Annotated in this window: 20 protein-coding genes; 11 read left to right on the top strand and 9 right to left on the bottom strand. The window is 55.3% G+C overall.

Going from position 1 to position 20,714, the window contains the following annotated elements:
• Positions 1-39: 39 nt before the first annotated feature.
• Entirely contained in the window at positions 40-1,344 is a 1,305-nt protein-coding gene (locus tag ACYVGU_RS13225; protein ID WP_460622465.1) for an MFS transporter, read from the bottom strand.
• 282 nt (positions 1,345-1,626) lie between these two features.
• Here ACYVGU_RS13225 and ACYVGU_RS13220 point away from each other — a divergent pair, with 282 nt between their 5' ends.
• The 5 genes from ACYVGU_RS13220 (at position 1,627) to nth (ending at position 4,701) form a co-directional block, all read left to right on the top strand.
• A complete protein-coding gene (locus tag ACYVGU_RS13220) occupies positions 1,627-2,055 on the top strand; it encodes a hypothetical protein (protein ID WP_460622464.1) in 429 nt (142 codons plus the stop codon).
• Between the two features lie 91 nt (positions 2,056-2,146).
• Complete coding sequence (locus ACYVGU_RS13215) at positions 2,147-2,737, top strand: DUF6799 domain-containing protein (protein WP_460622463.1); 591 nt, start codon at positions 2,147-2,149, stop codon at positions 2,735-2,737.
• Between the two features lie 307 nt (positions 2,738-3,044).
• Positions 3,045-3,680 carry an RNA polymerase sigma factor gene (locus tag ACYVGU_RS13210; RefSeq protein ID WP_460615120.1) on the top strand — a complete coding sequence of 212 codons (636 nt, stop codon included), beginning with the start codon at positions 3,045-3,047 and terminating at the stop codon, positions 3,678-3,680.
• A complete protein-coding gene (locus ACYVGU_RS13205; protein ID WP_460615119.1) occupies positions 3,619-3,852 on the top strand; it encodes an anti-sigma factor in 234 nt (77 codons plus the stop codon). The genes ACYVGU_RS13210 and ACYVGU_RS13205 overlap by 62 nt, the downstream gene beginning before the upstream one ends.
• A 132-nt stretch (positions 3,853-3,984) precedes the next feature.
• Positions 3,985-4,701, top strand: coding sequence for an endonuclease III domain-containing protein (gene nth / locus ACYVGU_RS13200; RefSeq protein ID WP_460622462.1), 717 nt, complete (start codon positions 3,985-3,987; stop codon positions 4,699-4,701).
• A 38-nt stretch (positions 4,702-4,739) separates the two neighbouring features.
• Here nth and ACYVGU_RS13195 read toward each other — a convergent pair whose 3' ends face one another.
• Together ACYVGU_RS13195 and gldB are read right to left on the bottom strand one after the other, a co-directional pair.
• Positions 4,740-5,939 (bottom strand): glycosyltransferase family 4 protein, encoded by a 1,200-nt coding sequence (locus ACYVGU_RS13195; protein WP_460622461.1) that lies wholly within the window; start codon positions 5,937-5,939, stop codon positions 4,740-4,742.
• A 97-nt stretch (positions 5,940-6,036) separates the two neighbouring features.
• Positions 6,037-7,050 carry a gliding motility lipoprotein GldB gene (gene gldB, locus ACYVGU_RS13190; protein WP_460615116.1) on the bottom strand — a complete coding sequence of 338 codons (1,014 nt, stop codon included), beginning with the start codon at positions 7,048-7,050 and terminating at the stop codon, positions 6,037-6,039.
• Between the two features lie 109 nt (positions 7,051-7,159).
• On the opposite strand from gldB, the gene ACYVGU_RS13185 reads away from it, so the two are divergent.
• Complete coding sequence (locus tag ACYVGU_RS13185) at positions 7,160-7,831, top strand: porin family protein (protein ID WP_460622460.1); 672 nt, start codon at positions 7,160-7,162, stop codon at positions 7,829-7,831.
• A 112-nt stretch (positions 7,832-7,943) separates the two neighbouring features.
• Here ACYVGU_RS13185 and ACYVGU_RS13180 read toward each other — a convergent pair whose 3' ends face one another.
• The gene (locus tag ACYVGU_RS13180; RefSeq protein WP_460622459.1) at positions 7,944-8,351 is read right to left on the bottom strand and encodes a hypothetical protein; all 408 of its coding nucleotides are present in this window, start codon (positions 8,349-8,351) and stop codon (positions 7,944-7,946) included.
• A gap of 336 nt (positions 8,352-8,687) precedes the next feature.
• On the opposite strand from ACYVGU_RS13180, the gene ACYVGU_RS13175 reads away from it, so the two are divergent.
• Positions 8,688-9,404, top strand: a complete 717-nt coding sequence (locus tag ACYVGU_RS13175) for a LytR/AlgR family response regulator transcription factor (protein ID WP_460622458.1) — start codon at positions 8,688-8,690, stop codon at positions 9,402-9,404.
• 20 nt (positions 9,405-9,424) lie between these two features.
• On the opposite strand, the gene ACYVGU_RS13170 is transcribed toward ACYVGU_RS13175, so the two are convergent.
• From ACYVGU_RS13170 to ACYVGU_RS13155, 4 genes are all read right to left on the bottom strand, one after another.
• On the bottom strand, positions 9,425-11,761 hold the full coding sequence (locus tag ACYVGU_RS13170; RefSeq protein ID WP_460622457.1) for a hybrid sensor histidine kinase/response regulator: 2,337 nt from the start codon (positions 11,759-11,761) through the stop codon (positions 9,425-9,427).
• Positions 11,762-11,985: 224 nt separating this feature from the next.
• Complete coding sequence (locus tag ACYVGU_RS13165; protein WP_460615111.1) at positions 11,986-13,593, bottom strand: Rne/Rng family ribonuclease; 1,608 nt, start codon at positions 13,591-13,593, stop codon at positions 11,986-11,988.
• 339 nt (positions 13,594-13,932) lie between these two features.
• Positions 13,933-14,844 (bottom strand): tetratricopeptide repeat protein, encoded by a 912-nt coding sequence (locus ACYVGU_RS13160; protein WP_460622456.1) that lies wholly within the window; start codon positions 14,842-14,844, stop codon positions 13,933-13,935.
• Between the two features lie 82 nt (positions 14,845-14,926).
• Entirely contained in the window at positions 14,927-15,229 is a 303-nt protein-coding gene (locus ACYVGU_RS13155) for an HU family DNA-binding protein (RefSeq protein ID WP_044000827.1), read from the bottom strand.
• Between the two features lie 197 nt (positions 15,230-15,426).
• On the opposite strand from ACYVGU_RS13155, the gene mutY reads away from it, so the two are divergent.
• The 4 genes from mutY (at position 15,427) to recG (ending at position 19,983) form a co-directional block, all read left to right on the top strand.
• Positions 15,427-16,521 carry an A/G-specific adenine glycosylase gene (gene mutY / locus ACYVGU_RS13150; protein WP_460622455.1) on the top strand — a complete coding sequence of 365 codons (1,095 nt, stop codon included), beginning with the start codon at positions 15,427-15,429 and terminating at the stop codon, positions 16,519-16,521.
• 95 nt (positions 16,522-16,616) lie between these two features.
• Positions 16,617-17,045: a single-stranded DNA-binding protein gene (locus ACYVGU_RS13145; RefSeq protein WP_460615108.1), complete on the top strand. Its 429-nt coding sequence runs from the start codon at positions 16,617-16,619 to the stop codon at positions 17,043-17,045.
• A gap of 161 nt (positions 17,046-17,206) precedes the next feature.
• A complete protein-coding gene (gene gldD / locus ACYVGU_RS13140) occupies positions 17,207-17,803 on the top strand; it encodes a gliding motility lipoprotein GldD (protein ID WP_460615107.1) in 597 nt (198 codons plus the stop codon).
• An 80-nt stretch (positions 17,804-17,883) separates the two neighbouring features.
• Positions 17,884-19,983, top strand: a complete 2,100-nt coding sequence (recG, locus tag ACYVGU_RS13135) for an ATP-dependent DNA helicase RecG (protein ID WP_460615106.1) — start codon at positions 17,884-17,886, stop codon at positions 19,981-19,983.
• Positions 19,984-20,126: 143 nt separating this feature from the next.
• Here the strand turns inward: recG and ACYVGU_RS13130 are convergent, their stop codons facing one another.
• The gene (locus ACYVGU_RS13130) at positions 20,127-20,366 is read right to left on the bottom strand and encodes a hypothetical protein (RefSeq protein WP_460622454.1); all 240 of its coding nucleotides are present in this window, start codon (positions 20,364-20,366) and stop codon (positions 20,127-20,129) included.
• Positions 20,367-20,714: the final 348 nt, after the last annotated feature.

The following is a 20,714-nucleotide window of genomic DNA, read 5'->3' as shown; positions in this document are numbered from 1 at the left end:
TTCGTTGGGGCCGACTCCTGTACTAGGGTATCAGAAAAGCTAAGCCGTCTGAGGCTTCGGCGTCAGGTCGAGGTGGCGCAGTTTGTTGGCTCGCCACGAGGTTACGCCGACAACTACTAGGGTCATGGCGCCGCCAAACACGACTGAGTTAACCACTCCCAACAACTTGGCCGCCGCCCCCGACTCGAAGGAGCCGATTTCGTTGGAGGAGCCTATAAAGATGTTGTTTACGGCCGAAACGCGGCCTTTCATATGTTCGGGCGTGAAGGTGTGCAGTAGCGTGGAGCGCACAATAACCGACACGGAATCAAACACACCCGTCAGGAACAGCAGGCCTAGCGACAGCCAGAAGCTAGTGGATAGCGCAAACCCGATAGTAGCCAAACCAAACCCCGCTACGGCCCACAGCAGCTTGCGGCCCGCCTGCCGGCGGATAGGGAAATACGTCAGGCCAATGGCCATCAGGACGGAGCCCACGGCGGGTGCGGCCCGCAGGTAGCCCAGTCCTTCGGGCCCAACCTTCAGAATTTTATCGGCGAAGATGGGCAGCAGGGCTACAGCACCCCCAAATAGCACGGCAAACAAATCCAAGGACAACGCCGCCAGCACTAGCTGGTTGCCGAAGATAAACTGCACGCCGCTCAGCAGGCTTTCCTTAAGACCGAGCTTGTCGCCTTGCCGCTCCGGAAGCGGCCGGCCGGCTATGCTGATGAATATGCCCAGCGCCACCAGCATTAGCACGGCATCTACGGCATAGGCCGTAGAGATACCGGCATCAACTTGGTTTTTACCGGCCAGGCCCACAATCAAGCCACCAATTGCCGGCCCAATTACCGATGAGGCCTGCCAGGTAGTGCTGTTCCAGGTTATGGCATTGGATAGCTTTTCCCGGTCGGGCAGCAGCTGCGGCATAAACGAAAACAACGCCGGCCCCAGAAAACCACGAGCAATACCACTTACAAAGATGACTGCATACAGCGGCAACGTATAGTACGCGTCCTTCTGCAGCAGCGTCAGACCGGCTGGCCGGGAAAGCAGCCACAACGACACCGAACACAGCATCAAAACCGAAACGGCTGCCACCACAATGTTTTTGCGCCGCACTGAGTCGGCAACGTGCCCGGCGTACAGCGACACCACAATGCTGGGAATGGCCTCGGCCAGCCCGATCAGGCCCAGTGCCAACGGGTCATTGGTGAGCTTGAACATCTGCCAGCTGACCACGACGCCCTGAATTTGGGTGGCCATAACCATGCAGGCCCGCGCTGAAATCAGGCGGCGGAAGTCGGGAATCCGGAGAGCGGCGTAGGGGTCGTGGCGAGGGGAAGCAGCGGAAGCGGACATGGAACAGAATACGGAAAGAAAAAGAGCAGGCAGCACAAAGGTAGCGGAGGCCGGCGGGCCCTAAAGCTCAACAACCGTACTTTCGCGGGCTCCTATGTGTAAGCCCAACGCCCAATGCAGCTAATAGTTTAACGTTGCGGGTCTGCCCCCGAAACCCTGCTTGAGAAAGCCGCGGCTATAGGATGCTCGTACATAACTAGGCACCTTGCATAGCAGCTATTTCGTACAGCCAATACCTGTTAGCTGAGCACATCCCTCCTTTTTGCCTTTGCCTACTCGCCTATGCCTTCATCTGCCTCCAATAGTGCGCCTGATTATGTTGAGTTCCGGCACCGCGACGAGCTAGGAGTGCTAACGGGGCGCTGGCTTCGCCCGGTTACGGCGGCGGAGCTAACTCACAGCTATCAGGCAGCCTTATCGGCCGCTTTGCCCACTCGCACCCGCTACTGGCTGCTTGATCTGCGCGGCCGCGGCCCAGCCAGCGAAGACGACACCCATTGGGTTCTCACTGAGTTTGTCCCGACGCTTTCGGCGCAGCTTGGGGGCCGCGCTTACTTGGCCTTTGTGGTAGCCGCCAGCCAGCTAGGCCCGGAAGAGCAGGAAACCGGCTCGCCCATGGTACTGGATGAAACCGCCCACGTTCGGCTGTTTGCCGCCGAAGAACCAGCCTTGCGTTGGCTGAACGGCCGCCAGCATCATGATAGTGCGTAGAAGTTGCCAGCAGGTTTGTATCCTAGAGGCCACCTCTCTACGTACGTAGCAACGTTTCCTAAGCACCTACTTTTTTCTCTGCCTACTTCCTATGTCATACGTTGTCTCCTGTGCGCGCGCATTTGCCTTAGCGGGCATTTTGTTGAGCGCTACAGCCATTTCGGCCTTAGCCCAAACTACTCCAACCCCAGCTGCTGCTGCCCCGGCTGCTAAAATTGTTCCCCTGAAAGACGGTGCCTTCCGTCGCAACGGCAAGGTATTTCGGCTGCAGGCCGGGCAAGCCTCGCCCCTGTCGGCGCCCATGCGCTTTAGCAACGGGCTCACACTCCGGCCCGATGGCATTCTGATCAGCAAAAGCGGTACCCGCCAGCTGCTAGGCAATGGTAAAGCCGTAAACATGCAGGGCGACGTGGTTATTTACCGCGACGATATGATGTCGCCTCAGGCCATTGAGCGCTACGATGAGCAAACCACCGGCGCCAAGCCTACCGTAGTTGAAATTCCGGCGGCCGTTAACATGGCGGCCTTGAATACGGAATTGCAGCGCACCGCCCAGCGCCTCGAGCAGCTCCGGCAGCTTTCCAATCTGCTAGCTGAGCGCACCACGGCGGCCTCTACATCAGCCCCTAGTACCGTAACCGAGCAGCAAATCAAAGAGCTTAGCCAGCAACTCGCTCCTTAAGCACGATTTTTGCTTATATCTTCCGAAAGCCTGCTATCATTTCATAAACCAGATGATAGTAGGCTTTTTTGCTTTTAAACGGTATTTCTGCAAGAAACACAACAACATAGTATTAGGTATTGGGTATGTACGATACTATGGTTTCAAAAAAATTTTGGCATTCGTGCAACTGAGGCATTGTGATTCGCGTGCCGGTTGTCTACATTTGGTTTAAGCGAGTACTTCATTTTTTCTTCATTCTCCTAGTTTTCACCGGCAACAGCACTCTATGGCCTAAAGCTCTACGTCCCCTAACACCGTAGTCTTTATGGAAACCATGCAGCCGAGCGATTCCGCTCTTATATCGCTATACATTGCCGGCCAGGAAGAAGCCTTTGCTCAATTGCTTGAGCGGCATAAGGCCCGTGTCTTCACCACCATCATGCTCATTGTGCGCGACGAAGACGTGGCCGAAGACCTGCTGCAGGATACTTTCATCAAGGCCATTCACACCATGAAGGGTGGCCGCTACAATGAGGAGGGGAAATTTTCGTCCTGGATTTGCCGTATTGCCCACAATTTGGCCATTGACTGCTTCCGGCGTGAAAAACGTAGTCCTTTATTGAATCTTGACACAACAAGTCATGCCTTCAATTCGTTGTCGTTGGCAGAAGAGGGGGCCGAGGCTGCGCTTACCCGTGAGGAAACTCATGCGCAGCTCCGAGAACTGATTCAGGAGCTGCCCGCGGCGCAGAAAGAAGTCCTGATCATGCGCCACTACGGCGACATGAGCTTTCAGGAAATAGCCGATGCAACGGGGGTCAGCATTAATACAGCGTTGGGGCGCATGCGCTACGCGCTGATTAACCTGCGGAAAAAAATGGCCGCACAACCCGTTTTCTATGATCAAAACCTTTACCCACGAGAAGCTGCTCCGGTACGTGTACAACGAATTGCCGGCTAAAGAACAGCAGGAGATTGAGCAGGTTCTGGCCCATGATGCTGACCTGGCTGCTACCTGCGCCGATCTGCTACTAGCTCAGCGTGCGCTCAATACCGTCAGGAGCACGCCTAGCAAGCAGGCTACCGATGCTATTTTGCAGTACTCGCGCACCTTTCTGCCAGCGGGTAATTAGGAACACATATTTCGTTTGGCGAAGCGCCGCAGAGGTACCCATCTGGTAACTTTGCGGCGCTTTGTTTTTGCACCGGTTGAGGCGTCCTCCTTTTGCTGAGGCGGCAGCCCTCCCCCTTCAGATTGCTACTCTATGCGCAAGCCCGAGCGTTTTCGCCTCTTCCTTGATTACTTCACCACACACTTTCCGGAGCCGGAAACGGAGCTGGTATATTCCAACCCCTATGAACTAATTGTGGCCGTAGTGCTCAGTGCCCAGTGCACTGATAAGCGCGTAAACCAGGTAATGCCGGCACTGCTACAACAGTTTCCTACCCCCGAGCAGCTAGCCGCCGCCTCCGTGGAGGAGATTTTCCCCTTTATCCGTAGCGTATCTTACCCTAACAACAAGGCCAAGCACCTAGCCGGCTTGGGCCGCATGCTGGTGCAGGATTTTGGTGGGGAAGTACCTAGTACCATTGAGGAGCTACAGCGCCTGCCGGGCGTAGGCCGCAAAACGGCTAATGTGGTGGTTTCGGTGATATATAACCAGCCTGCCATGGCTGTGGATACGCATGTATTCCGGGTTTCGCACCGTTTGGGCCTGGTGCCCCGAACGGCTACTACGCCTTTGGCTGTGGAAAAGGAGCTAGTGCGCTACACGCCGGAACATCTTATTCCGAAGGCGCACCACTGGCTTATTCTGCACGGCCGCTACATCTGTGTGGCGCGCCAGCCTAAGTGCGAAATCTGCCCCTTGAAAAGCTGGTGCAAGTACTACGCTGATGTGGTCATGAAGCAGGAAAATGCAGCTAGCAAACCCAAAAAGCGCCCTTCTGATCCAAATAACCCCCTGCTAGGCACAACTTAGTATATAAGTAGTTTAAACAGGTTTATAAATAAAAGGGATTAGTGCACAGCGGATTCCAGAGCCAGCTGAATGGTGGCGCCAATCTTTTTTCGGTCGAACTCAGTGGCTGCTACCTGCCGACCAGCTTCACCGGCGGCCAGTAGTTGCTCAGGGTATTGAAGCACTTCTGCTAAGCAATTGCTTAGTGCCTCGGCCTCACCAGCGGGCGAATACCAGCCGCATCCATACTGCTCCACCAATTTTCTAGTCCAACCGTTATTCGTGACGACCACGGGCGTGCCCACGGCCAGACTATCGTAAAACTTGGCCGGCGAATTGGCATCGAGTACCGGTAGGCCCAGAAACGACACGACGGACACATCAGCCAGCTTAAACCACGTGAACACGGCGTGGCGCGGTTGCGGCGCCACCACCCGGATTGCGGGGCAGCGCGCGGCTGCTTCGCGCAGCAAAGGCTCATCATAGCCAAGGCCCATAAACAGCCAGGTTACATCAGCTAAGCGGGATGCTAGCTGCTCTGCGGCGGCTACTAGCGTCGGGATGTCGTTGGCCCGCCCGAACGTACCCGCATACAGCACCACGCGGCGCCCTACTAGCCCTTGTTCCTGCCGCAAGGCCGCCACAGCCTCGTTGGTAGCGCGGGCGGCCAGGTCGAGGTCGGTACCGTTCAGGACGGTTGTCAGCTTGTGTTCTGCAATCCCCAGTTGCCGCACATACGCCGTCATATCAGGCGAAAGGGGCAAGATGTAGCGGGCCGACTGATACAGGCTTTTCTCGAGAGCGTAGAGCCCGTGTTGCGCCAGTTTACTAGGCACGGCCCCCATAGCAATTGGGAAAGAAGGCCACAAATCCTGCACCTCAAACACCCAGGGCACCTGCCGCAGCCGCGCCACTTGGGCAGCAGCCCACGCCGCCGTGAGCGGCGTACTGATGCCCCAAATAACGTCAGGCTTGTCAATCCGTAATCCTTCGCGCAGGGCATAGGCCGCATACTGCCCAAAGGAAAGCACCCGGCGCGCTACCCCCATCTTGTTTTCATACCGCACCGCGGCGGCGCGCATTTCCACGCCAGCTGGCAGCCACGGAAACTCCTGCGTCAGGCGTTGCGGCTCCCACGTGCGGGTGGTAATAAGCGTTACGCGGTGGTGTTGCGCAATCTGGGCCAGCAACGAGTAGTGCCGACTGGTTGCCGGGCAGTCGGGGTTGGTGTGGTACTGGCTGAAGACGGCAATGTGCATAGGAAATTACCTGATCGGGAGCCGGTTGGGGAGCAAAATGGCCCTAGTGCCCGGGCACTTCAGGGGTTTGCGCCTGGCGCAGGCCTAGTAAAACGGGCTAGTCTCCGAGGCGGCCGCGGTTTTTCTTGGGGCGGTAGTGCGAGTCGTTGAGGATGCGCTGCAGGTTTTTCTCGGCCATGAGCTGCTTGAGCGTGACATTCGGATGATCGGCCATGTACTTGCGCACAATCTGCCAGCCTACCCACGCCCCTACCCTGCCGGGGCAGGTTTTATCGATTTCCGGAATATTCGGCCGCTCGCCAATGTACTTCTGAATGGTAAACGGGGCCGTGTTGTAGAGCAGGTTCTTCTCCAGGAAATGCGCCCAGATTTTACCTTCATTGAACACGACACCGGCCATTTCCTTATCCGTGTAGCCGATCAGCAACGAGTCGGGGGTGCAGGGCAGCACCTTTTCGGCAAAGTACAACGACTTGCCGAACTGAATCATCTCGCCCAACATGGTTTGGTTGGTGAGCTGCTTTTGGTTGTACTTGCTGCTGATGGCTAGCGCGGCCGTGGGCACGGCGTGGTCCTTGGTGTAGCGCCGCAGAATGTAGCCGGGCACGTTGGGCCGGTAGGCGGCTTTAGGGCCCACAAAAAAGTCGGTGCTGATAACCAACAGGCTGTCGTTCACAAACAAATCCTGACTTAGGCCGCTCACAAACGTTTTTACCGGCGGCACTTTAAACTCAGGGAAGTAGTAGCGAATGTGCTGAAACATGGGTTTCAGCTGCTGCTGTAGCTGCTCGGTCCGGAAGGTGGTGTCGGCCTGAGCGCCCAGCTTCTGCAGGCCCGCGTTGGTGGCCAGGCGCGCCAGTGTTGCTCCCAGCACGCTGGGCGGGTACTGGCCGCTTTGCAGAAACTGCCGGGCAAACAAGCCGTGTTCCCGCATAAAGCGCTCGGCATCGGCGGCGGTCTTTATCTGGAAGAAAGGCTTTTCGAGCCGCTCTACCGTTACGGGCGCTTCTACTTTTGCTATGGCCGGATCTATTTCACAGGTCTGTTGGCCCTTGTTACAGGCAGTCAGCCCGGCTCCAACAACCAATAAGGCCGCTACCAGGGTACGCATACGGGCAGTAATGTGCATCACGCTTTTATCTTTGAGGCGAAATTAGCCAAAACGAAACGGCGCACCGCCGTAGCTTCGTGTTTCTATTCACCGTAATTCCGCAATTGCCATGAAAAAAGCTCTGCTTGCCCTTTTGATCAGCGGTGCCACCATCGGCGCGGCCTCGGCCCAGGTTGAAATCGGCCTGAAAGTATCTCCGTCTATCACGCACCTGCGCGCCGACTCTCCTTCTGATTATGGTTTCCAGAACGAGAAGGCGAAGCTTGGCATTAGCGGCGGCCTGGTGGTCGACTACTTTTTCGGACAGAACTATGCCTTCAGCACTGGCCTGGAGCTAGCCGGCAAGGGCGGCACCGTCAGCTACTTCGACACGGACCTGGGTCAGCGCAGGAATATGAAAATCGGGCTGCAGTACCTCCAGATTCCGATTACGGTGAAGCTGTTCACCAACGACGTTGCCACCGACACCAAACTGTATTTCCAGCTGGGTGGCTCGCTTAACGGCGCCATCACGGGCCGGATAAATGGCAACAAGCGCTACATCGACCCCGCTACGTCCGAAGAAACCAAAGCCCTTAAGCACGTTATTATTCCGGATGTGGGTCTGCGCGCGGGCTTTGGTGTGGAATACCAGCTAGGCCAAAGCACCAAAGTGCTGGCCGGCCTGAGCTACCACCGTGGCCTGCTCAACATTGATAACTATTTCGAGGATGAGCGTGGCTTCAAAGATGTAGAACTGAAAAACAGTGAGTTCGCGCTTGATCTGGGCATCAAGTTCTAAATTACTAGCCCTAGTAAGACGCAAAACCGCCCGTGTGCACTTAGCACACGGGCGGTTTTGCTTGTATATGATATCCGTGGGGCAGAAACGGCGGTTCGGCTGGCTTTGGGACCTAGTGTTTCACCAGCTCTCTTACATCACTGATCAGCAGGTTGGCTACCGGCTGCCGCTCCTCCAGCCAATGGAAAGCGCTGTACTGGCCGGGCGTCAGGATGCGCATCATGGCCAGCTCGTATTGCTTTGCTACGGGCATGGGGCCGGCCGCTACTAGGTTGTTTTGCTGCACCAACTCCAGTAGCGTAACGCGCCGAACTTCGCTGGCCTGTTTGCGCGTAAGGCGCAGCACATCGGTGAAAAAGCACGTCAGCTGCAGGGCGCGGTCGTTGAGTGGCTGCACGTACTGAGCCGGAATGCTTACCGCTTTGGCCGGCCGACGATGCGCATTTCGCTGGTACGGATGGGCCAGCGCGCTGGTAACAGCCAGAAACGAAACGAGGAGCAGAAACATCAACTTTTTCATGAGCGCAGGTGTGTGACAGTGGGTTAAACCAGGTTGGCTTTGAAGACGAATCAAACCTAGTGTACCGTTGGGCTTGTCACTGGTTTATTATCTGAACACCGCCGTATCCTGAGCAGAGGCCTAGAAATTCTTTCTCAGTCATTCAATCTACTATGAAGCATACTTCGTAGGTCCTCACCTTTGTTTCCGTAGAGTTTATCTACAGCCGGCCCCTGTTCATCTAATAAATGTTGAGCTTATTTCCTGTGGTAGCTAGGTTTATATCCGATTCCAGCCTCCAGGTCCTGTTTCAGGCAGGAAGAAAGCAGCATTGCCTCCACACCTCCCCTTGCTCGTATGCCCGCACCTATTGCCTGCGTTATTGTCGATGACAACGAAATCAACCGGCTCACCCTAGAACACATGGTGGAGCTTACACCTGAGCTAGAGCTAGTAGCCTCCTTGCCGGGCAGCCTAGAAGCGCTACAGTATTTCAGGCAGGGTGGGAAGGCCGACGTGCTGCTTCTTGATATTGAGATGCCTCATCTTTCGGGGCTGGAGCTGGCGCGCCTGCTGCCCGACCCGCAACCGGCCGTGATTATGGTAACCACGCACCGCGACTTCGCCGTGGATGCCTTCCAGTTGCGCGTTGATGACTACCTAGTAAAGCCAGTTGAATTTCCCCGGTTCACCCAAGCTGTTCATCGGGTTCTGGAACGACGTTCGTCAGAGAATGTAACGGTGTTGGAACCGGAGCCCCTTAGCCCGGAGCTATTCGTGAAGGTTGGCTCGCGCATGCTCCGCCTCAACTTTGATGAGGTGCTGTTCATCGAGGCGCTTTCCACCTATTCCATTCTGGTTACTAAAACGCAGAAGCACATTGTGTACCTCACGCTCAAAGCCCTCGTCGAGCGCCTGCCGTTTGCGCATTTCGTGCGGGTGCACCGCAGCTACATCGTGAACACGCAGCGTATTGACAGCATTGAGGAAAACATGCTGGTGCTGGGCAGCTACGAGGTGCCCGTCGGGAAATCGTATCAGGAGGCGTTCTATCGCAGCTTGCCTGGCTTGTAGCCACGGCGGAGGCTAGTGTATCAGGTAAGCTCCCGGGGCAGCTCCATCAGGGCTTGCTGAATGCAGTGCACAATTTCGGTCACTGCCGCCTGCCTGATGTGCGTATCCGCCTCTAGGCCCGCTGAATCCTGCTGCAACTGCTGCAGCGCATCCGCTACCCCCCGAACCCCCAACGACTCCACACCGGGCTTGATGTGGTGAATCACGGCGTTTACGCGTACCCAATCGTGAGCCGCAGCCGCTTCTTCCAGCTGGCTCAGGCTTTCCGGAATGTGCGTCAGGAAGGAGCGAATGATTTTCTCAACGAAGGCGTGCCGACCGTGGGCCAGTGCTTGCAGCTTCGTGAGGTCGTAGCTACTGCTAGGGGCGGCGTCCGCAACGGCGGGCTTCTGCAGTAGCTCAGTTATGCGGTTGTACAGCTCCTCTTCTTCAAAGGGCTTGGTCAGATACGCATCCATACCGGCTTCGAGGTAGCGCGTACTATCGGCCCGGAACGCATTGGCGGTAAGCGCCAGAATAGGCACATTGGCCCGGGTAGCGTCGGGCATGCGCCGGATGATGGCCGTTGCCTCCAGCCCGCTCATGCCCGGCATCTGAATATCCATCAGCACCACATCATAGGGGCGCTGCCGGAGCAGTTCTACACCTTTAGCTCCGTCTTCTGCTTCATCAACCAGCACTCCCCATTCATCCAGCAGCATCCGGGCCACGTCGCGGTTGATTTCATTGTCCTCCACGAGCAGCACCCGCCGGCCGCGCAGCTTTCCGGTGTCGAAAGAAGGTGCCGCGGCAGCAGCCGGAGCCAGTGCCGCAGTGCGCGGCAGGGTGAGCACAAACCGGAACGTGCTGCCACTGCCGAGGGTGCTTTCCACCTCTAGCTGGCCGCCCAACTGCTCTACAATAGCTTTGGAAATACTTAGGCCCAGGCCCGTCCCGCCGAAGCGGCGCGTGGTATCAGCGTATGCCTGTGTAAACCCTTCAAAAATACGGTCTTGCTGCTCTGTCGGGATACCAATACCGGTGTCGGAAACGCTAAACTCAATCGTGAGCGTTTGCTCAGTAGATGCTACCTGCCGGCTAATGACCGTGATGTGGCCGCCGGGCTCCGTGAACTTTATCGCATTGGCTACCAGATTAATCAACACCTGATTGATGCGATACGGATCGGTAATAACCCACGGCAACGGACATGACTCCCGCAGCGCGGTGCCTGACACCGTTATGCCTTTCTCAATGGCCTGCATCACCAGCGGCTGCAGCGCTTCGCTCATCGAATCGCAGAGGTTGAAAGCGGCCTGCTCCAGCTCCAGCTTGCCCGAGGTAATCTTAGCCATATCCAGCACATCATTGATGATGTTCAGCAGGTGCTGGCCTGAGCTACGGATAATGCGCACTAGTCCCTGCTGATGCGTGTTAAGCGGCGTTTTGGTTAGCTGAGCGGCCATGCCCAGCACCCCGTTCATCGGCGTTCGGATTTCGTGGCTCATGTTGGCCAGAAAGTTTTCTCGGGCCCGCACTGCCGCCTCCGCCTCATCTTTGGCCCGGTTGAGCTCCTGCTCGGCCAGAATGCGCTTGGTTACATTCACCAGGTAAATGTTGGCGTACCCCTCTTCGCGGAAAGGCGCCACAAAGGCCGTATGAAAGCCCGCCCCTATCGAAATATCTACTTGCCAGGCCTGGTTGTGCTCCAGGGCCGTAGCGGCCAGCCGCTGGGTTTTAACAAGCAAACGGCTTTGATCTTCCTCCTCCAGGGACTGAAACAGCACATTGGTTGCCGTGTTCGTGTACAGGATTTGGCCGCTCTCGTCCAGCCGGAACATTGGGTTCGGGTTCTGCCCCGAAATACTAGCCACGGAGCGCAGTTGCTCTGTAGCCCGGTGGTAGTCGGTGGTGTCCCGCATGCACACCAAGAAATTGGTAGTGGTTGAGTCTACCCCTTTCACGGGCATAAAGTCCCGTTCCAGCACGCGGCCGCTTTTCAGCTCAATAATCTCTTTGTAAGCTGGCAGGCCTAGTTGGCGTACCTGTTTTATATTCTGCTCGTAATTAACTGGGTCGGCAGCCAGCGGAATCATTTCGGCAGCTAGGTTGCGCCAAGGCTGCCCTATCCAGCGGGTAGCCGGCAACGGCAGCTCCCAAAGGTTACAGAACGGGTCGTTGATCAGGACAATACACCCTGCTTCATCGGTCAGCATAATACCTTCCTGTAGATGGTTCATGAGCTGGCCCAGTCGGCGAGCGGTAAGCTCTGCCTTGTAAGTTGCTTGCTGCAAGGCCGCTTCCAGTTCCTGAATACGCAGGCGGGCCTGCTCTATTTCTGAATACTGGTCGGACAAAGCAAAACGGGGTAAGGTCATAAACGGAAAGCATGCGCTTCTCCGAAACTACGACCTAGGCGGCCGAACAGACCCTGATTCTGGGTGAATGCAGCTTTTTTCCCGGCCAGTATTCGCTAGGCATCTGTGAACACCAAACCGCTTGCGGCCGGTACTTGGCCTAGCAGATACCAAAAAGCCCACCCTGCTGTCAGCAAAGTGGGCTTTTCTTCTATCAGGAGGAGTTTTCTCGCAGAAAAAATCCGTCAGTCAGTTATTTCCAATTCCCGGTCCTGCAACCGGCTCATGGCCGCCGCGGCCGAATGCAGCTCGATTTCCTCGCCGTATTCGTCCTCGATGCGGTATTCAGTGAGGCCCAGACTGGTGTCCTTCATCACTTTTACCCACTTATAATACTTCAGGTACCATTTCATCTGCCGGCTTACCAAGCCTTTGGTATAGTAAGCATGCAGGAAAGGATGCACCGAAAGCGTAATACCCGACTGGTTTTGGGCCACCAGCAGGTCGTCAATGCTGTTGTCGATTTCGTCCGTCACGAGGATGGAAGCTGAAATCTTGCCGGTTCCGCCGCAGGTAGGGCACACCTCGCCGGTAACAATGGCTTCGGCCGGCCGCACACGCTGCCGGGTAATCTGAAGCAAACCAAACTTGGTAATAGGCAGAATGGTATACCGGGCTTTGTCCAGCTTCATGATGCTGTGCACGGCATCTTCTACCTTTTTGCGGCTCTCGCCCGACTTCATATCAATGAAGTCGACAACGATGATACCGCCCATATCGCGCAGCCGAAGCTGGCGGGCTACCTCTCGGGCGGCGGCAAGGTTCACGTGCAGGGCCGTGGCCTCTTGGTCGCCTTCCTGGTTGCTCTTGTTGCCGGAGTTCACGTCGATGACGTGCAGGGCCTCCGTATGCTCAATAACAAGGTAACCACCTCCGGGCACCGTTACGGTTTTGCCAAACAGCGTTTTCAGCTGCTTTTCAATTCCCAGGTGCTCAAAGACTTTGGCCTTGCCGGAGTGCAGCTTCAGCAAACCCAGCTTGTCGGGCGCAATCTGCTGCAGGTAGCTGCGCATTTCCTCATACATCGGCGCCGAGTCCACGGTAATGGCATCGAACGACTCGTTGAGCATGTCGCGCAGCATGGAGGACGTGCGGCCTAGCTCGCCCAACACCTTATCGTTGGGTTTGCCGGTGCGCAGGTTCTGGAACAAGGTGTTCCATTTCTCCACCATGCTTTGCATATCCTTGTCGAGCTCAGCCACCTCGCGGCCTTCGGCCACAGTGCGGATGATCACGCCAAAATTATCGGGCTTGATGGAGGCAATCAGGCGCTTTAGCCGCTCCCGCTCCGTTTTGCTGACAATTTTTTTGGATACGCTGATGGTATTGGAAAAGGGCACCAACACCAGGTAACGGCCCGCCATGGAAATATCCGTGGACAAGCGCGGGCCCTTGGTAGAAATGGGCTCCTTTACAATCTGAACCAGCAGCTGCTGGCCCTTCTTGAGCGTGTTGTCGATCTTACCGACTTTGTCGAGCGTTCCGTCAAACTGGAAGGTTTTCAGGGGCCCAACGGTGATTTTCTGCGATTGTACGCCTTTGCCCCACTTGACCAAGGAAGGAAAATTTTCCCCTAGGTCGCCGTAGTGCAGAAAGGCGTCTTTTTGATACCCGATGTCAATGAACGCGGCGTTCAGACCGGGCATAACTTTCTTGACCGTGCCCAGGAAAATATCACCCACCGAATAGGCCGTATCGTTACGGTCGAAATGATATTCGATGAGGCGCTTGTCCTGTAGCAGGGCAATCCGTTCTCCGTCCTGAGTAGAATTAATGATTAATTCGTTACTCAATGGATTAAGCGGTTAGAATAGAATCTCTGGAAAAGAAGCCAGTTACTAGGTCTACTACCCCCCGAAACCCGCAAAGGGAAGCCAGCGCAAATGCGCTAGCTTCCCTTTCAAGCCACGGGGAAAGCAAACTTCTGGCCACTCTCAGAGAACCTAAGTGAGAGATAAGCGGATGGCTTTTCAGCATAGAAAAGCCCCGCCAGCAAACCCCGAAGGGGCTTACTTCTTCTTGTGACGGTTCTTGCGCAGACGCTTCTTCCGCTTGTGAGTGGCAATCTTATGACGCTTTCTCTTTTTACCGCAGGGCATGAGTTGAAGTGGTTAAGGGTTGTAAAAAAGTACTTAGTTCAGCTTTTGGAGTTGCTCATCCACGGAGGCCGCCAATGACGGGTCGGGGCTGATGCTCTTGGCCTTCAGGAAGGCCTTCCGAGCTTCTTCTTTGGCCCCGGTTTGGGCTAAAGAGACGCCAAGATAAAACTGTCCGTTGACGTTTTCGGCGTTGACCTTCGCCAATTCCCGGAAACGCTCTACGGCCTTGTCGTATTGATTGCTCTGAATAGCCAGTAAACCAAGGTTATACAGGGCTTTCTCGTTGCGAGGATCAGCTGCTAAAACTTCGCGCAGCAGTGTAATGCCCTGCACCGGATTGGTGCCGGCCATGTACGCCATGCCTAGGTTGGTTTTAGCATCCAGGTTGTCGGGGTTGTTTTTCAACACCTTCGCGTACAGTTCCTGGCACTTGGCCCCTAGCAATTTCTGGCGCTCCTCAGTCGTAGCAAAGCTGTAGGCTTCAAAATATTCGTCAGCCGCACGCTTCCATGCTTGTTCACCAGGGCGTACCAGAGCAACCTGCTCAAAATAATACCCGGCGCTGTCGAACTTCTCCACTGCTTTGTACTTCGCTGCCAGTTCCTGGGCCAGCCGAAGCTTGCCCTGTACATCGGCACCGGAAGCGTTAAACTTCGCCAGCAAGGTGTTAATCTCGCGGCGCTGGGCGGCCGGCACGGTCATGTGTGGCTGCTCGGCCGTGGGCTCGTGGCTACCCGCCGGGTGCCCATGCTCATCTAGGCCGCTGCCGGCCGTAGAAGGAGCCGCAGCACCATTGTCGCGGGTAGCAGTACGGGCTGCCTGCGTGAGGTCTCCCTTGTCCTTTTTGGTTTGCACAAGTACTTTCGGCAGCACAAACAGCCCAGCAATAAGCGCAACGGCTATAGCCAGAATCAGAAGTTGATGCTTAGAAGTGTTGTTGACCATCAGAAAAGGAAAAAAGCAGGCCGCCGGGCTTCCCTAACAGGAATTCCCAGCGGCTCGCCAGCAATATTACGACAACGGGTGGTTAAGCAGCCAGTTCTTTGATCTTCTTGCTGTTCTTGATCTTGCCAATGAAGGTCTTAGACGGCTTGAAGCTCGGGATGAAGTGCTCGTCGATGATGATCGACGTGTTTTTTGAAATGTTACGGGCTACTTTCTTCGCGCGCTTTTTGTTAACGAACGAGCCAAAGCCGCGCACATAGATGTTGTTGCCGTCGGCCATCGAATCCTTCACTACTTTGAAGAAGGCTTCTACGGTTGCCGAAACGTCTGCCTTTTCAATGCCGGTCTTGTCGGCAATTTCGGCGATTACTTCTGCTTTAGTCACGCTGGTAAGTGTACTAGGGAGTGAAAAAAATTAGGTTGGCAAATTATGCCGTCCTCAAAACGTAAGCACTTGCTCGGTAAGAGTTTGCCTACGTTTTGAGGGGCACAAAGGTAGTCCCCTTTTTTGGTTTTACAAATGGTTTTCCTGCATTCCGATTACGTTCCCCGGTTGCATCCAACTTATTCTTTCTCAAAGCCTTGACTTTCGTCTCAACTACTTCCTCAGCATCGTGGTTTGCTAATACTCTGCTTAGTTGGTATCCACGGCACCGCCGCGACTTGCCTTGGCGCCACACTCGCAACCCATACGCCATCTGGCTGTCGGAGGTGATTCTGCAACAAACCCGAGTGAAACAGGGTCTTCCCTACTACCTCGATTTTATTTCCAGCTACCCCACGGTACAAGACCTGGCTGCTGCCCCGCAGGACGAGGTGCTCCGGCACTGGCAGGGCCTAGGCTACTACTCGCGAGCCCGTAACATGCACCACACCGCCCAGCAGGTGGTAGAGGAGTATGGGGGCCTGTTTCCGGGCTCTTATGCTGAGCTGTTGAAGCTACGCGGCGTGGGTCAATACACTGCGGCCGCCATAGCCTCGTTTGCCTATGATGAGCAGGTGGCCGTGCTAGATGGCAACGTGTTCCGGGTACTAGCCCGAGTCTTCGGGTTAACCCAGGATATTGCCGCGCCGGCTAGCCGCAAGGTGTTTCAGCAACTAGCCGATACCCTTATTCCGGCCGACCAGCCCGCCGAGTTTAACCAAGCCATTATGGAGTTTGGGGCCATTCAGTGTACACCGCTAAAGCCCGACTGCCTGTTTTGCCCACTCCAGAGCCAATGCTACGCCTTCCAGCATGGCATGGTGCAGGAGCTGCCTGTGAAAAGCAAGGCCAAGGCGGCACGCACCCGCTACTTCCACTACTTGGTATTGCGCCATGCTGATACGCTTTATATGCGCAAGCGTGGGCCTAAAGACATCTGGGAAGGCTTGTACGACTTTGCCCTGCACGAATCCGATTCGGCGGAGTTGCCTGCGCTGGCCGTGGTTGATGCCGTGCGCTTACTAGGTGGTCAGTTTGCCGCAACTCAGGTAGCAGAGCCTGTGCATAGCCTGCGCCATATCCTGAGCCATCAGAAGGTAGAAGCCAAGTTTCATCCGGTGGAACTGGCCGAGCCGTTGTCAGCGGAAGCATTGATAACAGCTGGCGGATTGGTCCCGTACAAAACAGCCGAAATCGAAAGCTTACCAAAGCCTGTTTTGATAACTAACTATATTAGTAAAATAGGGTTTTAATTGCCAACAAATTTGGAATGCAAGAGGTTTATAGCTATATTTAAGCTAGTAAACCTCTCCTTTTTTTCAATTGCATTCCACTAACCATCAAGCATATGGCTGGCGTAAATAAAGTTATTCTGGTAGGCAACCTCGGTAAAGATCCGGAGGTTCGTCATCTGGAAGGGGGTAGCAGCGTGGCTCACTTCACCCTGGCTACCAACGAGTACTACAAAGACAAGCAGGGCAACCGCGTAGAGCGCACCGAGTGGCATAACATTGCCGCTTGGCGCGGGCTGGCCGAGCTGGCCGAAAAGTATCTGCGCAAAGGGCAGCAGGTTTACGTCGAAGGAAAAATCCGGACCCGTCAGTACCAGGACAAGGACAACCAAACGCGCTATATCACGGAAATCATAGCCGATGAAATATCGATGCTTGGCGGTCGGCCTCAGTCGGCGGAAGGTAGCGGCAGCCAACCTGCTGCGGCTACAGAAGCGCCTACTACCTTTCGGCAGGAACCAGAGCTAGACCAACTGCCGTTTTAACGGCAGCCGGCTCTCACTACCTTAAAGCCCCGGTTTTGCCGGGGCTTTTTTGTGTTTCTTTCGCAGGTAAAGGCGCAATTGTGCCCGGAAAGCGCTGAAAAGAGGTGCGCGCGGACGCTGGTTTCTTAGTTACCTTTGATACTTCATTTGTTTTGCTTCGCATGGCCATTTCTCAACTGCTGCGCGCCGGAGGCGCGATGTTAAGCCTGCTGACCCTGGCCGCGGGGTGCACCTCTAGCCCTGATTTCACGCCCAAGCCGAAGGGGTATAATCGTATTGATTTGCCGCCGCACGCCTACCAGCAGCTGGCGCCCGGGCATCCGTATCGGTTTGAGTACTCGCGCTACGCCAAGGTGCTGCGCGACTCTTCGTACCTGGCGCAGCCGCACTGGATCAACGTGTACTACCCCACGCTCAAGGCCAATGTGCAAATCACCTACGCCAGCCTGGCCGGCAAGCCACAGCTCTACAACAAGATGCTGGAGGACGCCCGCAAGCTCACGAGCAAACACGAAATCAAAGCCACGGCTATCGACGAAACGATGCTGAAAACGCCCAACGGCATGCGCATCTCGGTGTTTGAGCTGCAGGGTGAAGTACCCAGCCAGTTCCAGTTTTATACCACCGACAGCACCAAGCATTTCTTCCGCGGCGCTCTGTATTTCCGTACTGCCACGGCCAACGACTCGTTGGCCCCCGTGATTGAGTATGTAAAGCAGGACATTGTGCAGATGCTGAATACCCTGAAATATCAATGAGTGATGAAGAATGAGCAATGAAGAATGGCCGGACGGTACAGTTCATTGCTCATTCCTCATTCTTCATGCTTCATTGATCTATGAGTACTTTCTTTCAGACCAAACTTGAATACCTGCGCGGAGTAGGCTTGCAGCGGGCCCAGCTGTTGCAGAAAGAGCTGGAACTGTTCACGTATGGCGACTTAATTCAGCGCTACCCATTTCGCTACCTTGACCGTACGCAGTTTTACAACATCTGCGACCTGCACGATGACCTTCCCTATGTGCAGATTAAGGGGATTTTGCGTAACCGCGAGGTAGTAGGCGAGGGCCCTAAAAAACGCATGGTAGCCAAGGTAGCCGATGCCAGTGGCGAGCTGGAAGTGGTATGGTTTAAGGGCGTTAACTACCTAGAGAAAATCATTCGCAACCACCAGGAGTACATCGTATTCGGGAAACCTACGATGTTCAACGGGCGCCCCCAGATGGCCCACCCCGAGCTGGAGGAAGTAACGGAGCAGAAGACTGGCCAGAGCTACTTGCAGCCGGTGTATAACACCACTGAGAAGCTCAAGAACTACCATCGCGTCGATAGCAAAGCTATTGCCCGGATGGTTTCTGATCTGCTCAAGATTGCGCTGCCCCATGTACATGAAAACCTGTCGCAGGACCTAATCCGGCAGTACGGACTCATGGACAAGGCTACTGCCTATCAGCAGATTCACTTTCCGCAGAGCACCGATTTGCTGCAGGCGGCTCGCTTTCGGCTTAAGTTCGAAGAGCTGTTCTATGTGCAGCTGAAGCTGCTGCGCCAGCGCGACCAGCGCAAGGTGGAGCTGGCGGGCCAGATCTTCAAGGAAGTGCCGACCCTAGTGCATTTCTATAAGAACGTGATGCCCTTCGACCTGACCGGCGCCCAGAAACGGGTTATTCACGATATCTACAAGGATTTCTGCGCTGGCAAGCAAATGAACCGCCTGCTGCAGGGCGACGTGGGCTCGGGCAAAACCATTGTGGCGTTCATCAGCATGCTCATGGCTGCCGATAACGGCGCGCAAAGCTGCCTGATGGCGCCCACTGAAATTCTCGCTGACCAGCACTACGTGGGTCTCAAGCAGTTTGCCGATTTGCTAGGTCTGAAAATTGGCAAACTCACGGGCAGCACCCGCACCGCTGAGCGCCGCGTGCTGCACGAGCAGCTTCGGTCGGGTGAGATGCATATGCTAGTAGGCACGCACGCCCTGCTTGAGGATGTGGTACAATTCCGGAACCTGGGCCTCACCATTATGGATGAGCAGCACCGGTTTGGCGTAGCGCAGCGCTCCAAGCTCTGGCAGAAGAACCCGCACATCATTCCGCACGTGCTCGTGATGACCGCTACGCCTATTCCGCGCACGCTGGCCATGACGCTGTACGGCGACCTGGATGTGTCGGTAATTGATGAGCTACCGGCCGGCCGCAAACCCATCGTCACGGTGCACCGCTTTGATTCCAACCGCCTAAAGGTGTTCCAATTCCTGCGCGACCAAATTAAGCTGGGCCGCCAGGTGTACATCGTGTATCCGCTCATTGAGGAAAGCGAAGCCATGGCCGATTACAAGGACCTCATGGATGGCTACGAGAGCATTGCCCGCGCCTTCCCAGAGTTTCAGATCAGCATTGTGCACGGCCGCATGACGGCCGGCGAGAAAGACGCCGAAATGCAACGCTTCGTGAAAAACGAAACCCAGATTATGGTGGCTACCACCGTAATTGAGGTGGGCGTGAACGTACCCAACGCCTCCGTAATGGTGATTGAGAGCACCGAGCGGTTTGGCCTTTCGCAGCTACACCAGCTGCGCGGCCGCGTGGGCCGGGGCGCCGACCAGAGCTATTGCATCCTGATGAGTGGCTATAAGCTCAGCAAAGACTCGCGCACCCGCATCGAGACAATGGTGCGCACCAACAACGGGTTTGAAATTGCTGACATCGACCTGAAACTGCGGGGTCCCGGCGACCTAATGGGCACCCAGCAAAGCGGCGTACTTGATCTGCTGATTGCTGACCTAGCCAAGGACGGGCGCATCCTGACGGAAAGCCGCGCCGCGGCGCAACAACTGCTGCAAGAGGATCCTAGCCTCGCCAAGCCCGAAAACCTACCTATTCGGCGCCACATTGAAAGCCTGCCCGCCACCGCCGTGAACTGGAGCCGCATCAGCTAGGCGCCTGCACTTAGCAAACCCTGGCTACGGCCGATGATAAAACGAGGGCTAACCAACCAGCACTGCCGGTTGGCTAGCCCTCGCCATTTATAGAGGCAGGAGCATAAAAAAGGCGACTTCTAGAAAAGTCGCCTACTGCGGTGCTACTCTAATGTGGTACTAACAGAGGTGGGGGCAGTGGATTGCCAAAAGTGGCTGCCGCCGCCCTGTGTTACCTGCCGCTTAAGTGGCGGCTGGTTATGGAAAAAGGAAGCACTACGAACTGGTATTTGCCAAATCGTTTTGGTAGCAGCGGCCTGAACAGAGGACTGCTCTCCCTGTTTAGTAAACTTACCAGCAACGATAAGTCCAATCATAAGAAACAAACGCAGTAAAGATTTCATAGCAACGTAGAAGGTTGAGAACGGCTCTGGGCCCTAACAAAATTAAAGCCAACTCTCCGGCGAGAGGGTAATTTCAGAGCAAAAAATGAGCATAAACTGCTTTATAGGGTTAACTAAAGGAAAGGGATAGCATCTACGGGAGAAGCATATAAAATTTATATTTTACTATACATCTCCTCCTGATAGCTGCGGTCCTTACCGGCAGTTTTATCTCACTTTTCGATTGCAAAGATCGGGAGAGCAATTAATACTATCGGCTTCTGCACGTTAAGAAAGGATGAATAGTTTTGCAGAAGCCGCAACGCAGCCTCCCTCCATCGTTTTGTGCAGACTCCTGCTGAAGTTGGA

It is taken from the genome of Hymenobacter tenuis, assembly GCF_054780495.1.
This window is presented reverse-complemented; position numbering and strand designations above follow the sequence as displayed.

Bases quoted from the DNA above. Each gene is read 5' to 3' on its own strand.
- ACYVGU_RS13225 (WP_460622465.1), bottom strand. From the start codon at position 1,344: ATGTCCGCTTCCGCTGCTTCCCCTCGCCACGACCCCTACGCCGCTCTC.
- ACYVGU_RS13220 (WP_460622464.1), top strand. From the start codon at position 1,627: ATGCCTTCATCTGCCTCCAATAGTGCGCCTGATTATGTTGAGTTCCGG.
- ACYVGU_RS13215 (WP_460622463.1), top strand. From the start codon at position 2,147: ATGTCATACGTTGTCTCCTGTGCGCGCGCATTTGCCTTAGCGGGCATT.
- ACYVGU_RS13210 (WP_460615120.1), top strand. From the start codon at position 3,045: ATGGAAACCATGCAGCCGAGCGATTCCGCTCTTATATCGCTATACATT.
- ACYVGU_RS13205 (WP_460615119.1), top strand. From the start codon at position 3,619: ATGATCAAAACCTTTACCCACGAGAAGCTGCTCCGGTACGTGTACAAC.
- nth (WP_460622462.1), top strand. From the start codon at position 3,985: ATGCGCAAGCCCGAGCGTTTTCGCCTCTTCCTTGATTACTTCACCACA.
- ACYVGU_RS13195 (WP_460622461.1), bottom strand. From the start codon at position 5,939: ATGCACATTGCCGTCTTCAGCCAGTACCACACCAACCCCGACTGCCCG.
- gldB (WP_460615116.1), bottom strand. From the start codon at position 7,050: ATGCGTACCCTGGTAGCGGCCTTATTGGTTGTTGGAGCCGGGCTGACT.
- ACYVGU_RS13185 (WP_460622460.1), top strand. From the start codon at position 7,160: ATGAAAAAAGCTCTGCTTGCCCTTTTGATCAGCGGTGCCACCATCGGC.
- ACYVGU_RS13180 (WP_460622459.1), bottom strand. From the start codon at position 8,351: ATGAAAAAGTTGATGTTTCTGCTCCTCGTTTCGTTTCTGGCTGTTACC.
- ACYVGU_RS13175 (WP_460622458.1), top strand. From the start codon at position 8,688: ATGCCCGCACCTATTGCCTGCGTTATTGTCGATGACAACGAAATCAAC.
- ACYVGU_RS13170 (WP_460622457.1), bottom strand. From the start codon at position 11,761: ATGACCTTACCCCGTTTTGCTTTGTCCGACCAGTATTCAGAAATAGAG.
- ACYVGU_RS13160 (WP_460622456.1), bottom strand. From the start codon at position 14,844: ATGGTCAACAACACTTCTAAGCATCAACTTCTGATTCTGGCTATAGCC.
- ACYVGU_RS13145 (WP_460615108.1), top strand. From the start codon at position 16,617: ATGGCTGGCGTAAATAAAGTTATTCTGGTAGGCAACCTCGGTAAAGAT.
- gldD (WP_460615107.1), top strand. From the start codon at position 17,207: ATGGCCATTTCTCAACTGCTGCGCGCCGGAGGCGCGATGTTAAGCCTG.
- recG (WP_460615106.1), top strand. From the start codon at position 17,884: ATGAGTACTTTCTTTCAGACCAAACTTGAATACCTGCGCGGAGTAGGC.
- ACYVGU_RS13130 (WP_460622454.1), bottom strand. From the start codon at position 20,366: ATGAAATCTTTACTGCGTTTGTTTCTTATGATTGGACTTATCGTTGCT.